We start from the raw sequence: 16,421 nt of genomic DNA on the forward strand, positions 1-16,421 counted from the left end.
TCTCGGCCGCGTGCGGCATGGGCCGCGAGGTGCGGTCAGCGGTGCTCGGATGTGGTGATTCCGACGCCGGCCGCGGTGGCCGAGGGGTCACGGTGGGGAGGCGTCCACGGCTCGGGGCCGAGGAACGGCAGCAGTTCGCTGGTTCTCCCCGCGAGTACGTTGATGAGCTGGAGCACGCCAGCCGATCCCGTGCCCAGGTCTGAGGAGGCGCGGAGATTCTGCTCACCGGGGAAGATGAGGCCGAACTCGTCGGACAGCGCGTGGAGGTTGAGGGATGCCACGCCCTCGTCGACGCGCTTGTCCACATCGGGCCAGTCGAGGCGGTGCTTCACCTGGTGCAGCGCGCCGATCAGCCCGGTTCTCCCGTTGAACAGTCCCGCTCCGATGCTGAACTCGGTGACACAGGCGAGGCTCAGATCCGGCAGGGCACCCTCGATACGCTCATCGCTCACGTGATGGAGGAGCAGGTCACCTACCACGGCCACACCCGCGCTGCCCGTCGCGAGATAGGGCAGCACCCGGGCCCCGTTCTTGACCTGGAGGGTGCCGTCCGGCATGGCCTCGCATTCGTCCAGGTCCCGGTGCAGGGCGGCAACGGCCGCTCGCCGCCAGCGTTCTTCGCCGGTGACCTCGTACACCCGGATCATGAAGAGAGCCAGTCCCGACCAGCCGTACAGCAGTCCGCCCCAGAAGTTCTCGACGGCGTTTCCGTTCCGGTCCCTGAGCAGCGAGTCGGCGGAGAGGGAGCCCGCACCCACGGCGAACCTCCCGGAGTCGACGGCCTCCTCGACGACGGCCGCGGCGCGGACGGCGTGGTCGAGGAAGCGGGGCTCCGCCGAGCGACGATAGAAGTCCAGGCTCGTCAGTCCGATTCCGGACAGACCGTCGAACAACTTCGTCCCGGACAGCCCCGCGCTCTCCTCCGCCACCTTGTCGTAGATCCCGAACGCGGTATCCGCACGGCCCATCCGGTGCAGGACCCGGCAGATTCCGGCCGCTCCGTCGTACAGCCCCAGCCGGGGGACACGGCTGGTAAGAATGTCGTGCTCCAGCCAGTCGACGTACGGGTCGAGTTCGGTGACTCCCGCGGTGTGCAGGGCGTCGATCACCCCGGCGGCACCGAAAGCGATTCCTCCGCCGCCGTGGAAGAACTGATTGATGTCTCCTGGGAAGAGCCGGTCTTCCCGGTCCGGTGTGGCCGTACGGCGGATCGACGCCTGGAGCGCCCTCTCCTGGAGGTGCCAGGGGCCGGCCGCCGTGGTGAAGGCCAGCTCCGGGTGGGCGGGTCGCAAGCCTGACTGAGCCGGGCCGGGAGCCGCAAGGGAACGGCGCAGCTCCGTCACCACGTCCTCATCCAGCTCCAGACGGTCCCGAGCCGTGTCGATGAACATGGCCGCCTTGGCCGGGCACAGCGCGAGGAGCGAGATCAGCGGAAAGTACAGACACAAGCGGATGGCGTTGAGCGAGTAGCGATCGGCCTGAAATCCACGTAAGGAGTCGGGTGCGACGAATCCGGGAACGCCGAGTGGTCGCGGCCCAGCATCACTTTGCCGTCGCACGGCTTCGAAATCGATCAACGAGATGTTCAGATCCTCGTCAATCATGACGTTACCCGGATGCAAGTCGTTGAACACATACCCCCTCTCGTGGACGTTCCGTACCGCCTGCTCCAGCTGATCCATGATGACGTCCACCGAGTCCCGGTACTCCTGGGTCTCATTCCCGTCACCGGTCCCCGAAAGGAAGAGGTAGTTCTGTGCGACCCAGCTCTGCAAGGATTGGCCGTAGACATGTTCCATGGCCAAGAACTCATGCCCACCCAGGGTGTGATAATCGAAGACCTGCGGAATCCCAGGAAGTCCCTGCAGATCGGACAGGACCGCGTATTCCGTCCGCAGCCGCGCAGTCGCGTCCTCGCCGGTGCGGTCCAGCCCCGCATAGGGCCGGCCTTCCTTGAGGACAACTTCCGTTCCATCTCGGAGCCGACGGGCTCGGTAGACGCCGCCGCCGTTGGAGAAATGAAGAACTCCGAGTACGTCGTACGGAAATTCCGGGGGCCGCTCACCGGACATTCGCGGACGGACCGTTTCCGCGAGGAAGTCCGGAACCTCGACCCATTCGGGGAGAACGAAGCGCGGCTCGCGGTGATCTGCCACCAGCACCCCGTCGGGCCGTTCGATCGCAGGGATCTGGGTACCGTCGTCCACGTGGGCGAACCGGAGTATGAAGGCTCCGTACCGAATGTACAACGGCCCCTCATTCCAGCGCAGGTCGCTGAGAATGTACGGTCCCGGCCAGCCGCCGATCTCCTGATCAAGGTCTTCCAGCGTTCTGCGCAGCTCCGCGGGGCTCCGGGTGTAGACGGTGATGAACTTTCCGCTGGCCTCACGGGGCGCGTACTTCGCGCTTCTCGCCTGCATGACCAGGGAGTGCGGAAGGAACTTGAAGTGGAGCGTGTACTTGAAGCAGTGATCGGCCACCTTCTTCAGGGTTTCGATGGCATTTTCCGGAGTGCTGGAAACATGTATCTTCCAGCCCTGCACGGGAAGTTCCGGGGTTCCAAGTGGAGGCTGGATTCGGACCCACTGTTCATCGATCGAGCGACGCCATCCGGACGGCGCTTCAATATGGCTTCCATAGTCCACCCAACCCTCATCCGGAGATACCCGTTCCGGGGTCTCGTAAAATCTTGGGCTGGCCACACAGTAAGCCGGATAACGGAGATCCATTGGATCAACCCCCCGTTCCGTAGCAGCAGATTCCGGATAGTCTCCATCGGCGACATCAGTGAGTCTGCCAAGGCGTCGAGACGTAGTCCTTAGCAGAGCGGGACTTCTCCTTGACGGTATGCGCCAGGTACAGTCATCTGGTCTACGCCATCAATTCGGGGGAAGGTGTAACACATGCAAGCTGAGCGATTGAGTATCGATGAGCTGCCCACATCCGAGCAGTTCGATCAGTGGGACGACGAGATCAACTCGATGCCCTGGCCGTCCCATCTGGCCATCGACTCTCCCGAGCACCTCCACGCGCTGACCGACAGGCTCGACCTCGGTGCCCTCAGACTCCTCCGATTAGCCCAGCCGTCGGCGGCAGCGGTGGGCACGCCATCTGCGGTCGACCCGGACCAGTACCACCTCGTGCTCCCTCTGCAAGGCGAACTGAGGTTGGGGAACTCGACCCGTTCCAGAGTCTTCACACCCGGCGACATGTTCCTGGCCGACACCTCCTGTCCCCACGTGCTCCACGCCGACGTCCCTCGCGCCCACCAGCATCCCGATGTGGTGCCCTCATCCCCGGTGGCCCTGCGGCTCCAGATCCCCAAGGAGCTGGTCCCACTGCCAACCGACCTGATGGACTCGCTGATGGTCACGCCCCTGCGGCAGCACAACGTGTTCGGCCTGACACTGTCGCGCTTGCTCGTCGACCTCTTACGCCACCCCGGCAGCTTCTCCGCCGCGCAGGCGCACCGGCTCTCCGGCGTTCTGCTGGAACTCCTCGCCGGGGTGCTCGGTGCGCATGCAAGCGAGGACGCCACGTCAGAGGGGGCCCACGACAGCCTGTTCATCCGTGTCCAGGATTTCATCCAGCGGCATCTGGAGGACCCTGAGTTGACTCCCGCGCAGATCGCCGCCGAACACCACATCTCGCGCCGTCACCTTCAACGCCTCTTCCAGCAGCGCGGCATCACGGTGGCCGCCTCGATACGGCAGCAACGACTGGAACGCGCATGCTACGACCTCACCGCTCCTCACCTGGCCACGCACCCCATCAGCGCTATCGCTGCCCGATGGGGTTTCCGTCACGCGGCTGACTTCAGCCGCGCCTTTCGCAAGGCGTACGGGGTCACGCCTTCGGACTTCCGGCTCGCGCGTACGAGTAGGCGCTGCGGCCCGTGAGGGGCCGGCCCCCAGGCACCCCTCGTGTTTCGCAGTTTTCGGGTGCGTGTCGTACGTGAACTGGCTTGCATTGTGCGGCTCGTTGGGGTGAGGCCGGTCAGTCCCGGATGGATGGCGGGGTGAATGCAGAAGCATCGGCGGTGTCTGTTTCACCCTGAGTTGACCTCGATTCATCAGCGGGGTTCGGTCGCTGATCGGTCCGGCGGTTCGCCCGCAACTTCCCCTGCCGTTCCTGGACGGGCCGTCGCGTGACGCCGCGGGGTGCGCCGGGTTCCACGGGCTCGGAGACTGCGGGTTGTCCTCCTTCCTGGTCCTTGTCGGGGCGGAGATCCCGTAGTCGGGTGGCGGCCGGAAGGTGGGTGAGCCTGCTCCAGCTGGTGGTGAACGCCGATGTCCAGGGCCGGGTCCGCTCGATGCGGGGGGACTCCCCTGCGTCGTCGAGGAGGGTGGCGTCCCTGTCGGTGACGATCAGTCAAATGTCGGCGGGCTGGTTCACGAACGAGGGCACGGCGGGGTCGGGCTCGTACGAGGAGAAGGGCATGGTGTCCTGTTCGTCCGTGCGGCCTCAGGTCTCCTGGGCACGGGTGCGCAGGTCGGCGCGGGCGCGGCGCAGGGCGACGGCGAGGGGAGGGGTGAGGGTTGCCTCCCGGCCCGGGGAGAGCAGCGGGGTGCCCAGCCATCGGGCGTGTTGAAGGGCGGGGGCCCGGTGCCGTCGAAGAACGCCTGGATATCAGCTTCGGTCACCCGTCGTCGGTGACGGGGTAAAGGGCCAGTTCGTCGACTTGGCCGCGCATTCCGTTGACGTAGCGGAGTGGGCGACCGGGCCTGAGCCGGCCGCGCAGGTGGAATCGGCCCCGGACTCCCAGCTCTGTCCCCAGGGGCAAAGTAGCTACGAGTGATGCTCAGGCCGCGGGTCGACGAGGGCGCTGACGCGGTTCTCGTACTCGCGGCGGGCCTTGCGCTGTGCCGGGATCGCCGGGGCGTTGGGGGTGCCGTCGAGGGGCTGGCAACGGGCGAGGAGCTGGCGGTGGACCGCGGGCGCGGCGCTGACGCGCAGGGTGTAGCCCTGACCGCGCCGTACGGCCACGCCCTGGTCGAGCGCGGCCCGCTCGGCGTCGTCCAGCTCGGCGGCGCGGAGGAAGTCGGCGACCTTGCCCGGCATGTCGAGGGTGACCGGCAGTTCCGGGGCCGGAACGTCCTCGTGGACGTCGGCGGTGTGCTCGGACATGAGGTCGGCGACGGCCGTACGGATGGCGCCACGGCTGACGTGGTGCGTGCGGGCCAGGGCGGCGATGGACTGGCCGCCGAGGTACGCGGCGCGCACGGCGGCGGCTTTCGCGGCCGTGACGGCCGGTCGGCGTCCGCCCTTGTTGCCCTTGGCCTCGGCGGCCCGTAGTCCGTCGTAGGTCAGTTCCCGCTGGAGGTCGCGCTGGAGTTCGCCGGCGGCGGCGAGGGTCTGCACCATGAACTTCACGGTGGACAGCAGCTCGCCGGTGCGCGGGTGGCGGGCGGTGAGGTCCATCGCGGAGAACGCGCCGTCGTGGATGCGCAGCGCGAGGCGGCCGGTGTGGAGGACGTCGAGCACGTCGAGGATGTGTCCAGTGCCGCGGACGAGGCGGAACATCTCGGAGATGTGCACGGTGTCGCCGGGCCGGGCATAGGTGAGCAGTTCACGGAACTTCGGGCGCTGGAGCGGGTGGAGGCGGCTGGAGGTGCCGGGGTCCTCCTTGAAGACGACCGGGTCCTCGATCCCGGCCTCGTCCAGGACGAGGTCCTGCCGGGCGGTCGACTGCTGGTCGGTCGAGACCCGCTTGTAGACCAGGTTCGCCACTCGTGGGCCCCTTCCGTACGGAGGATTGGACCCTATCTGTCGTCAAACCCTGTCAGCAATCACCATCGGATCTGATTGGATTCGGGCCGCCGTGAGCCCCCGGGTTGCACGGGTTCATTGGACGCGTCGGCCGCCTGTCGGCAAACGATCGTTTGCAGACGCCATTGGCGAACGACGAAGGCCGTTCGAGCCGAACCTCAGCGAGACCGGCTGCCGAGCTCCGCAGACGGGATCACCCCGCGGTGGGCATCGCGCGACCGGAGCGCTCGGCTTTCGCGTATTGGTCCAGCAGCTTGTTGTACGTGGTGGCCGGGAGTGCCGAGTCACTTTGGCACAGGGCGTCCCGGAAGGCTCGGGTGGCCTCGGTGATGTAGTGGTCGGGGCCCAGGACGCGCAGGCAGTCATCGAAGAGCGCGGCGAAGGCGACGAGGCCGTCGGTCGGGGCGCGGTCGCGCCGGGCCCGCGCCTCGGCCAGGCAGCCGCGGAACATCAGCGAGCCGAGGTGGTCGGGGCCCCAGATCCGCAGGGCCGTCGGCAGCAGTTCCTCGTACGCGGTGGCTGACCCGGTGAAGTCTGCGCTGTCCGCGAGCAGCTGGGCGTAGGTGGCGCGGACGGGAAGGGTCTCGACGTGGTCGGGCGGCATGAGCCGCTGGTAGTCGCGGAGCAGCTCGCGGCACTCCGCGGCCGCCCCGGCCGGGTCGCCCGCCTCCGCCCGGCAGTCGAGCAGGCGGCCGCGCATGTCGAGCGTACGCGGATGGTCGGGGCCAAGGGCGCGCGTATAGTCAGCGATCAGCTCTTGATAGACCGGGATCATCGTGTCCGCCTCCGCGTCGTGGGAGCGGCAGTCGGCAAGGGCGCTGCGCAGCCGGAGGGTGTCCTGGTGGTCCGGGCCCAGCACCCGGCGGTGCACGGTGATCAGGTCCTCGTATGCCCTGAGGGCCGCGGCCGTGTCGCCCGCTGCGTGCAGCTTCTCGGCAAGCAGCTTACGGGCGCTCAGGGTCTCTGGGTGGTGCGTGCCCAGTACCCGGGCCATGTCTTCCTGCAGGTCGCGGAGGTCGGCGACCGCCCTGGAGTGGTCGCCTGCCTCGCCGCGCCAGTCGGCCAGCTCCGCGCGGGTTGCCAGGGTGAGGGGGTGCTCGGGGCCCAGGGCCCGTCGGCAGTCGGCGAGCAGCGCGGCGAACGCCTCGGCTGTCTGTCCCGGGTCGCCGATCACGCCCTCGATCCTGAGGAGGATGCTGCGCCAGAACAGTGCCTCGGGGTGGTCGGGGCCCCAGACGGGGCGCAGGGCGGCAACCATCTCCTTCAGGGCCTCGGCGGCGGCGACCGGATCGCTCTCCACAAGGCCGTGCTGCCACATCCGGAGGAAGCCGCGGAGGCCGATGACAAGCGGGTGGTCAGGTCCGAATGTCTGCTCCAGCAAGCGGGCCGACTCGTCTATGCCGGCCGGTGCCGCGTTGGCGTCTCCCGCCTCGTTGCGCAGCAGCCCCAGGGAGTAGCGGGCACGGGAGACGTCGATGTGGTGGGCGCCCAGGATCCGCACGGCGTCGTCGATCATGTCCGCCAGCTCGGCGGCGGCTCCGGCTGGGTCGCCGGCGGCGGCACGCCACTCGGCCAGCTCGTGCCGCACCACCAGGGTGCGGTGGTCGTCGCGGCCGAACGCCGCCAGATGCTCGTCCAGCAGCTCCCCGAGCCGATCGCGGGCCCCGGCAGGGTCGCCCGCCTCACCCTGCAGGCGCGCGAGCTTCATGCGTACGTCCAGGGTCATGTCGTCGAGGGGCCCAAGGTACGTCCGGCAGTCGCCGAGCAGCTCCTCGTACAGGGCTGCGGCGCGCGGCGCGTCTCCCCTATCGCCGTGTAGGGAGGCGATCCGGGAGCGGACCGAGAGGGTGTCGCGGAGGTGTGGGCCCACGACGCGCCGGTGGTCGACGAGCAGTTCTTCGTAGTCGGCCAGCGCACCGGCCAGGTCGCCCCCGCTGCCCCGGGCGGCGGCAAGCTCGCCGCGGGCGTCGAGGGTGGTGGGGTCGTCCGGTCCGACCAGGCGGGCGCAGTCCGCGGCCAGCTCCGTGTACGCCGCCACGGCCTCTGCGGGGCTTGCGGTGACCTTCAGGAAAGCGAGGGAGCTGCCGCGGCAGGCGAGGGTGCGGGGGTAGCCGGCGCCGTACCTTTGCGCGGAGGTGGCCGCGAGCTGCCGGTAGTGGTCCGTTGATGCCTGGTAGAGCCCCGCACGGCCGAGACTCCGGCCTAACCGGAGCAGGACCTCGTGCACATCGTGGTCCGACCACAGCAGGTGCTCGTCATGGGACCGCAGCGCCTCGGTGTTGGCGCGGAACCGCTGACCGGTGGCGAAGTCACGATCCGTCTGTGGCCACGCCTGGAGCAGGGCGTCGGCCGCCGCCCGGACGGTCCGGGCCAGCAGTTCCGGCGGAAGCTGCTCGCGCACACTACGCTGCACCAGCCCGTGGACCTGAACAGGCTGGCCTGGCGCGTAGGTGACCAGGCTGAGCCGGTGCAGGGCGTGCAGCGCGCCTGCAGCGTCCTCGGTTGTCGCGGGGATTGGCTGCTGGGTGTCGAGGGTGCGGTGGCGGGTGAGGTGGGCGAGGGCGGGCCGGCTGGTCAGGACATCGCTGGGGATGCCGTTGGGGTCAAGCATCGCGGCGAGTTGGAGCATGGGGCGGGCCAGGCCGGCGGGGCGGAGCCGGTCGGCGTGTTCGATGGACAGGGACCAGGTGGCCGCCACCGTGACGGCTTGGTCGTCGGGCAGGGCGCTGGGTTCGGGGAGCAGGTCGGCCAGTTTCCTGAGCCGGTCGGCCAGCAGACGGCGGTAGCGGGCGCAGGTGATGTTGGTGTCGATGATGTAGGCGGCGGCCTGGGCCAAGGCGAGAGGCAGATGTCCCAGGTCGGCGGCGAGACTGTTGATCTGGTCGGTGGGCTCGTGGCGCTCGTGTGCGGCGAGTACGGCGGTGAAATAGGCGGCGGCATCCTGGGGGGTAAACAAGCCCACGGTCACCAGGCGTCGGCCGGCGCCAGTCAGGGCGGCCTCGCGGCGGCGCGTGGTGACCAGGACACGGCCGCGCGGGCTGGTAGGCGGCCACCAGCCGCGCATATCGGCCGGATCCGCGACGTCGTCCAGTACGACCAGCCACCGGCACGGCTTCTGTCCGGCCTTCGGCTCCAGCCAGGCCAGGAACGCCCGCGCGGCCTGCTCAGGGTCGCTGGGGTCGACGGCAAGGACCTCCACACCAGCCTGCGCGTAACCGGCCATGATCGCTGAGCGGCTGCTCGCGCTGATCCACACCAGTACGTCGACCCCGCCGCTGTCCCAGGCGGTGCGGGCGTAATCGGCAGCCAGCTGCGTCTTGCCCACCCCGCCGGTCCCGGTCAGTACCTGGCTGAGCACCGCAGTACCCCCGCTGTCGACCGCCGCCCGCAACTGGTCGACCTCGGCCCGGTGCTGGAACGACTGGGCCCGGGGTGGGAGCACGCCGACTTGGTGCGGCCAGGCGGCCGGTGTGCGGGGCGCAGCGTGGTGGTGGACTTGCCCGGCGTAGCCGACGGCGATACTGCCATGGTCGGCGAAGACGCTGCCGAAGTTGTGAGTTGGCGCGGCCGAGACGGTACCGGGTGCGCTCAGTCCTGGTGCGGACCCGGCTGGGAAGGGTTTCCCAGTGTCACATTCCCCATGCTCACAGCGGCCGCGGACCCGTGGTCAGCCCGGACATGCACGTCCCCGCCCACGGCCAGACCGCTCTGGCCGGCCGACACGCTGCGGTGGGAGGTCTGCTGGGCCAGCAGGGTGCGCAGCTCATCCACGACCCGGGCCCGCTCGATGTCCTCCAGACTTTCCAGCAGGGCCTCGATCCGGCCCTGCCACGCTGCCTCCTGACGGATACGCACCCGCTCCACCTCGGCCGGCCGCGCCGCCTCCAGCTCGGCCGCGGTCTGATCGAGGCGCTCCAGCTCGGCGTGCTCACGCTGTGGATTTCCCCGGCCGAACCAACGGGCCACCTGCTGGCGCATCTCTGTCCATGCGTCTGTGCCTGCGGCCTGCACCACCGCAGTGCCTCCCGCCGCGGCCAGCGCGGCCATTGCCTCCGACAGCATCCTCGCCCTTCCCCCTGAGAGATCAAGTCCGGAACTGGGGCACGCACCACACCAGTGCCTTCAGCACATCACTCCATCAGACACGCGCTGCTGTTGTCCCTGGTTCCGTCAAGAGGGCGGCCGTGCCACGGGGGCCGGGCACCGTATCTTGGGGTGAGATTCAGCCGGGCGTCCATGCCGAGGTTCACAGGGCATGGCGGAACTCCATTGCCAGTTGGCCAGCGGTGCTGGCCAATGTACGAGGATTGGGCACCGTGGGCAGGGCGAAGTCGAGCCGCTTGTCCATCTCCAGCCGAAACGTGCCGTACGGGTTGATGTTCGACCAGAACAAGGCGGTCAGCCCGCGCCGGTCCTCGACGGTGAGCTTCTTCGCCCAGGCCGGTTCGGCGAGAACCTGCTGGAGCAGCAGGGTGTTGACGTGGACGAGGCTGGACTGGAGCAGGTGCAGCGCGAGCATCGAGGTCTCGGCGTGTTCCTTGTCCGGGCCGGTCAGGGCGCCGTCCTTGCCGTAGTGCAGCACGGTGTTCGCGCTGTTCCAGTTCTCCACGACCTGGAGCCCGCCATGAATCTCCCGGCGCAGGTCAGGGCTGGCCAGGTAGTCGCAGGCGAAGATCGTGCGGACCGCGCGCCCCAGCTCTTCGAGTGCCTGGTAGGTGGGGTGCTTCGGGCCGCCGCGGGTGAAGCGGCGCAGCACCTGCTCGGCCTCCGCGGTCCCAAGCCGTAGCGCGGTGGCGTACTTGACCATCTGGTCGTACTGCTGGGCGATCAGGTCCCACTTGATAGCCCGGGTCGACAGCGAGCCGCCGAGCGCGGGCCAGCCGGGTGGGGCGTCGTCCGGGCGGTACAGGCGGATGCTGCCGATGTTCTTCAGCCGGGGTAGCAGACGGAAGTTGAGCAGCTCGGTGAAGGCGAACCCGACCACGGAAGCGCCGTGCGTGTCGACGTAGTTCGACTCGATCTCGGCGTCCGTGCAGTGCCGCAGCAGGCCCTCGATCATCGCCGCGACCTCGGACGACGAACAGCTCTTGAGCTGGGAGTAGATGCAGACGTTCTTCTTCTCGACGTGCCAGTAGATCATCACGCCGTTGCCGCCGTAGCGGGCGTGGTACTCGGTCATGAAGTTGCTGGACCAAGACCCGAACTTCTTGCTGTCACTCGCGCACGCGGTGCCCTGCCCCCACCAGTCGGCATCCCGAGCAGCGAAGGTGGCGTTCACCAGCTTACGCACGGCGGCCCGCAGGTTGTCGACGGTGATGAAGTGCCGGCGCACATGCCGCAGCGCCGCCTCGCTCTCGCCGTGCTCGCCGGTCGCCACGATCGCGCGGATCCCCATGTTCGTGCCCAGCGCGAACAGCGCGAGCAACAGACGGCGCTGGAGGACGGCCCGGTCGATGCGCTCGTAGGCGGCGACCGAGGCGAACTCGTCGGTGAAGCCGATGAGGAAGTCGGCGTTCTTGAGCACGTCCAGCAGATCGAGCACGCCCCAGCGGCGTACGACCTCGTCCTTGAGCGCCTGGAGCCCGGTGGGCTCGTCCAGCTTCTCCAGCTTCGGAACCTTGATCCACGGTTCTCCGTGCCGGGTGGTGACCTTCACCCCGCCCGCCGTACCGTCCGCGAGCGCCCCGGACAGCCGGTCCAGAGCATCCGTCATCCGCCGCTTCAGGTCGGTGATGAACGCCTCGGGGTCCGTGGGCTGGCGGATCGCCGCGTAGTGCACGGTGCGGGTGGCCTCAAAGTCGCCGGGTAGGTCGTCCTCCGGGTTGCGCCAGCGCAGGCCGCCCTCGATGTAGATCTCACGCCGGCGGATCGCGTCCCGCAGCGCGACCAGGACACACAGCTCGTACGGGATCCGCTCGACCTTGCCCTTGTCGTCCACGACGGCCTCGCGCCAGTCCTTGCGTACGACGCCGTCCATCGGCACCGTGTCGCCGGCGTCGTAGAAGCGCATCTTGCCATCGACGTCGGCGTACATCTCCAGCAGCGCGAGCGCGTCCATCACCGGCCGGTAGGCGGTGTTGTTGCACCTGAAGCCCAGCGTCCGCAGCAGCGGCGGCAGCATCTGCCGGTAGTAGTTGCTGTACGACGAGCGCAGCATGGTGCGGACCTTGGCCTTGAAGACCTTCTCGTTCGCCTTCGCCTCGGCGACCAGGTCGCGCAGCGTCTTCTCCCCGACCACCGGATACAGAGCCGTACGCACGATCTCGTCCGGCTTGCCGATCGCCGCATCCGCGAGCCGGAAGAGGATGCCCTCCTTGCCGCGGACCTTCTTCAACTCCGCCGTCAGCTGCCTCTCCACCCGCCGCTCCGCACGGGCATTGATCTTCTGCACCAGGGCAATCAGCAGGTCCCCCAGGGCATCGGTGATCTCCGCCTGCCGGGACGAACACAGCGCCGCGAGCAGCGTGATCCGCACGTCCTCGGCGGTGTCACGGAAGTCCGAGGGGTACATCTTGATCGCCCGCGCCCGCCACGCGGCCAGCAGCTTCTCCGAACAGTCCGCGAACAACCCCTCGGGCAGCCCGAGTTTCCGCACGTCGTTCAGCTTGGTGATCTCCGTCAGCAGCGACTCCAGGCCGACCGCGCCCGGGTCACGCTTGAGCAGCGCCAGCAGCGCGGCGCCGTCCTCGTTGCCGTCGGCCACCAGCTCCAGCAGCCAGGCCACCCCGACGTCGCCCAGGCGCTCGATGGTCCGTGCGCAGAACGTCTTCTCCGCCCGGGTCTGGGCCGCGGTGACGATGCGGTCGATGCGCCCCGGAGGCTCGATCGTCCTGGCCCGGCACTCCACCAGCAGGGCCTCGCGCAGCCGGTCCTCCACCAGCTCGACCGGGCACACCTCCGCGGCCAGCCACGCAATCAGCTTCTCCTCGTCGGCCCGGGTGGCGGGCCGGAACTTCAGCGTCTCGCGGATCTGCTTGCGGTGGTTCTTCGCCGACCGGCTGGTCAGGTCGTACTTCGCGAACTCGGCCGTCGGCACCTTCACCAGCCCGGCGACGTACTCCACCGCAGCCTGTGGAACCTCCTCCAGAAGGTCCGGGAACCGGCCCTCCAGCTCGAAGAACTTCAACAGCAGACTGAAGCCGAGCCGCGTCGCCCCGGTCTTGTTCGCCACCAGGTCCCAGTCACCGTCCACCAGCGTCCAGCTCGCCAACAGCTCTTCCGGCGACCACTCTTGCTGCACACCCGCCCCTTCCCTCGCCTGCCCGGGCTTCATTCGGACGGCCCAACGAGGCGCCGGAGAGCGAGGAAACGGGTCATCTGACTATCCGAAAGCTACCCGCCAGTTACTTTTCCCCTGGGGACAGAGCTGGGAGTCCGGGGCCGAATCGGGGCCCCGAGCCGGGGACTTCCCGCGTTGTGACAGCGGCGGCGGGCGGGGCGGTCGGCGTCCGCTGACGGTCGGCCCAGGATCGCCGAGGTTCCAAAGCCCGCGGGGACACCGATGATCCGTCACACCGCATCCCCATGGGTCGTCGTCGCTGGGCTCAAGCGGTTCCGTCGGCACGTCACCCGAAAGGTTAGTCAGGAGGCTTGTCTAAAGCTGGGAACGTGATGTTACCTTCTTTGGTAAGTTAGGGATCCTGACCAAAGAGGTTCAGCATGACTGTCAGCGCCGATCGGGAACAGGCCGCCGAGGCCCTGCCCCACTGGGAGACCATTCCGGAAGACCTGCCTGCCGCGATCCGTGAGATCAAGACCGCTCTGCGGGCCCGCATAGAGGCGTCCGGCCGGAGTGTGGAGGAGGTCTTCGCCGTCGTGGAGCGGCGGGTCGCCGCCCGCGTGGCCGAGATCAAGGCCGAGAAGGAGCGCGGCGAGAACGTCTGGCCGGTCATCGATTACGCCGACATCGAAGACGGCACGGTGACCCCGCAGCAGATGGCGAAGCTGAAGAAGCGCGGCTGTCTCGTGGTGCGCGGCCACTTCCCCCGTGAGCAGGCCACGGCGTGGGACGCGGACATCGTCGACTACGTCGAGCGGAACAGGTTCTTCGAGAGCTACGCCGGCCCCGCCGACGACTTCTTCGGCAGCGTCGGCTCCAGGCCCGAGATCTACCCGATCTACTGGTCCCAGCCGCAGATGGAGTCCCGGCAGAGCGACCGGATGGCGCGCGTGCAGTCCTTCCTGAACTCCTACTGGAAGCACGAGTCGGACGGGATGCGGTGGTTCGACCCCGAACGCGATGCCCTGTATCCCGACCGTATCCGCCGCCGCCCGCCGGGCGCCGACTCCGGTGGCCTGGGCACGCATTGCGACCCCGGCACGCTGGACCTGTGGATGACCGAGGCCTACCAGAAGGCGTTCCGGCACCTCTTCGACGGCACCGTCGAACAGTACGACCCTTGGGACGCCGCCCACCGCACTGAGGGCCCGCAGTATCCGGGCTCAACCATGTGCTCCGTCTTCCGCACCTTCCAGGGGTGGACCGCGCTGTCGGAGATGCGGCACGACCAGGGTGTGCTGCACACGGTCCCGATCCCCGAGGCCATGGCCTACCTCATGCTGCGCCCGCTGCTCTCGGACGTGCCCGAGGGCGACATGTGCGGCGTCACCGTCAACCAGGCCTTCCCGGCGAACGAGAAGTGGCACCCCCTGCTCATGGAGGCCCTCACGGGCATCCCGGACGTGCGGCCCGGAGACTCGGTGTGGTGGCACTGCGACATGATCCACAGCGTCGCGCCGGTCAAGGATCAGAAGGGCTGGGGCAATGTCATGTACATCCCCGCCGCGCCCTGGTGCCCGCGCAACGAGCAGTACGCCGCGCACGTGCGGGAAGCGTTCGTCACCGGTTCCAGCCCGAGCGACTTCCCGGAGGAGCACTACGAGCGTTCCTGGACCGGCCGCTTCACCCTCGACCAGCTCAACGACACCGGCCGCCGGGGGCTGGGTCTGGACTGAGCCGGGGCGACCAAGGCTCCCGTCCATAGGCCTCCTGGGCGCACCAACGGTGCACATGAAAGCTGCAGGTCCTGGGCTCGTCGAGCGCCAGGGCCTGCAGCGCATGCGCCCGTCCGCCCCAGGTTCGCGGTGCCTCGTGTCGAGCGCTAAAGGATCTTGGGTTCGTCTCTTGTTGGCTGAAGTCGTCGCTGTTACCTTGGCGTGAAATATTTGGTAAGCCCCCCTCCCTAACTAATTGAGCTCCGGGAGGGGTTGAGGCATCTCAAAACCCCTGAAACCACCGCGCGACCCGCTAGGTGAGTCCCTGCCTGCCTGCCTCTGCCTGCCTTCCTCCCCCCACGGTCCAGATGTTCCACTCCCGCACCACGCGTGGAGCGCGAGTTCGAAGGAGAACCGCATGCGAGTCCGTAGAACCAGGTATCCGTTCGTCATCGCCGTGACCGGGGCGCTGCTCACCGTCTCCGCGTGTGGCGGCGGCGACAGCACGTCCACCGGGAACGGATCGGACGCCAAGCAGCTGGAGGTCTTCTCCTGGTGGACCTCCGGTTCGGAGGACGCCGCGCTCAAGCAGCTCACCGCCGGCTTCACGGCCACCAACCCCGGCGTCAAGGTCGTCAACGGAGCGGTGGCGGGAGGCGGTGGCGGCAACGCCCAGGCCATCCTGCAGACCCGTCTTCAGGGCAACAACCCGCCGGACACCTGGCAGACCCATCCGGGCAAGGCGATCGGGCAGTACATCGACTCCAACATCCTCGCCGACCTTTCCTCGGTATACGAGAAGGACGGGCTCTCCAAGGTCGTTCCGGCCGAACTCGTCGAGTCGGTGAGCAAGAACGGCAAGATCTACGGCGTCTCCACCGGGGCACACCGCGGCAACGTCCTGTGGTTCAACAAGAAGCTCCTCGCCGAGGCGGGGGTTCAGCTGTCGGAGTCCACCACTCCGGAGCAGTTCGTCCAGGCGCTCGGCAAGCTCAAGGACAAGGGTGTCACGCCCCTGTGCCTGGGAGCCAAGGATGCCTTCGCCACGGCCCAGTTGTTCGAGAACACCCTGCTCGGCGAGATCGGCCCGGACGGCTGGAACGACCTGGTCGCCGGCAAGACCTCATGGACGAGCCCCAAGGTCAAGCAGGCCGCCACGCTCTTCTCGAAGATGTTGCCCTACGCCGACCCGGACGCGGCAGCCCTGTCCTGGGACCAGGCCACCAAGCGGCTCGCCTCCGGCGAGTGCGCGGTCATGAGCATGGGTGACTGGGCCTACGGCGAGTTGGTCAAGGACGGCGCGAAGGACGGCACCGACTTCGGCTACGTGCCGGAGCCCGGCACCAACGGCTCGTTCGTCCTGGTGGTCGACACCTTCGTCGTCGCCGAGAACGCCAAGCACCGGGACCTCGGGCTGAAGTGGGCCTCCGCGATCAGCTCGAAGGACGTCCAGCTGGCCTTCAGCAAGGAGAAGGGCTCGACGCCGGTGCGCACCGACGTGCCGACCGACTCCCTCCCCGCCTACCAGAAGGAGGCCGCCGCCTCGTTCCGCGGCGACCAGCTCGTGCAGTCGATCGTGCACGGCGAGGCCATGAGCCCGCAGTTCCAGCAGTCCTTCTACGACGCCGTCACCCAGTTCGTCCAGTCCAAGGACACCGGCTCCTTCGTCGAGGCCCTGGCCTCGGCGGCCCGTTCCTGAGCCCGGTCCGAGCAAGTTC

General features: G+C 68.3%; 9 protein-coding genes. 4 read left to right on the forward strand and 5 right to left on the reverse strand.

Translation table 11 applies throughout. The features are described from left to right. Positions 1-35: 35 nt before the first annotated feature. Positions 36-2,729: a class III lanthionine synthetase LanKC gene (lanKC, locus tag Q4V64_RS42610; RefSeq protein WP_124444589.1), complete on the reverse strand. Its 2,694-nt coding sequence runs from the start codon at positions 2,727-2,729 to the stop codon at positions 36-38. Positions 2,730-2,918: 189 nt separating this feature from the next. On the opposite strand from lanKC, the gene Q4V64_RS42615 reads away from it, so the two are divergent. Both Q4V64_RS42615 and Q4V64_RS42620 read left to right on the forward strand, forming a co-directional pair. Continuing rightward, on the forward strand, positions 2,919-3,899 hold the full coding sequence (locus Q4V64_RS42615; protein ID WP_172629536.1) for a helix-turn-helix domain-containing protein: 981 nt from the start codon (positions 2,919-2,921) through the stop codon (positions 3,897-3,899). Positions 3,900-4,258: 359 nt separating this feature from the next. Next, positions 4,259-4,591: a hypothetical protein gene (locus Q4V64_RS42620; protein ID WP_124444591.1), complete on the forward strand. Its 333-nt coding sequence runs from the start codon at positions 4,259-4,261 to the stop codon at positions 4,589-4,591. A 197-nt stretch (positions 4,592-4,788) separates the two neighbouring features. On the opposite strand, the gene Q4V64_RS42625 is transcribed toward Q4V64_RS42620, so the two are convergent. The 4 genes from Q4V64_RS42625 to Q4V64_RS42640 all read right to left on the reverse strand — a co-directional run bounded on the left by Q4V64_RS42625 (position 4,789) and on the right by Q4V64_RS42640 (position 13,009). Then, a complete protein-coding gene (locus Q4V64_RS42625; protein WP_124444592.1) occupies positions 4,789-5,730 on the reverse strand; it encodes a recombinase family protein in 942 nt (313 codons plus the stop codon). Positions 5,731-5,962: 232 nt separating this feature from the next. Further along, on the reverse strand, positions 5,963-9,211 hold the full coding sequence (gene fxsT, locus Q4V64_RS42630; protein ID WP_216377702.1) for an FxSxx-COOH system tetratricopeptide repeat protein: 3,249 nt from the start codon (positions 9,209-9,211) through the stop codon (positions 5,963-5,965). Positions 9,212-9,357: 146 nt separating this feature from the next. Next, positions 9,358-9,831, reverse strand: a complete 474-nt coding sequence (locus tag Q4V64_RS42635) for a hypothetical protein (protein ID WP_124444595.1) — start codon at positions 9,829-9,831, stop codon at positions 9,358-9,360. A gap of 184 nt (positions 9,832-10,015) precedes the next feature. Next, on the reverse strand, positions 10,016-13,009 hold the full coding sequence (locus Q4V64_RS42640) for a Tn3 family transposase (RefSeq protein WP_124444596.1): 2,994 nt from the start codon (positions 13,007-13,009) through the stop codon (positions 10,016-10,018). A gap of 419 nt (positions 13,010-13,428) precedes the next feature. Between Q4V64_RS42640 and Q4V64_RS42645 the strand changes: the two genes are divergently transcribed. Beyond that, complete coding sequence (locus Q4V64_RS42645; protein ID WP_124444597.1) at positions 13,429-14,724, forward strand: DUF1479 domain-containing protein; 1,296 nt, start codon at positions 13,429-13,431, stop codon at positions 14,722-14,724. 397 nt (positions 14,725-15,121) lie between these two features. Further along, entirely contained in the window at positions 15,122-16,402 is a 1,281-nt protein-coding gene (locus Q4V64_RS42650; protein ID WP_124444598.1) for an extracellular solute-binding protein, read from the forward strand. The last annotated feature ends 19 nt before the right edge of the window (positions 16,403-16,421 follow it).

This window comes from Streptomyces sp. NL15-2K, assembly GCF_030551255.1.
Classification (GTDB): domain Bacteria; phylum Actinomycetota; class Actinomycetes; order Streptomycetales; family Streptomycetaceae; genus Streptomyces.

Coding starts and splice junctions, on each gene's coding strand:
- lanKC (WP_124444589.1), bottom strand. CDS start 2,729: ATGGATCTCCGTTATCCGGCTTACTGTGTGGCCAGCCCAAGATTTTAC.
- Q4V64_RS42635 (WP_124444595.1), bottom strand. CDS start 9,831: ATGCTGTCGGAGGCAATGGCCGCGCTGGCCGCGGCGGGAGGCACTGCG.
- Q4V64_RS42645 (WP_124444597.1), top strand. CDS start 13,429: ATGACTGTCAGCGCCGATCGGGAACAGGCCGCCGAGGCCCTGCCCCAC.
- Q4V64_RS42650 (WP_124444598.1), top strand. CDS start 15,122: ATGCGAGTCCGTAGAACCAGGTATCCGTTCGTCATCGCCGTGACCGGG.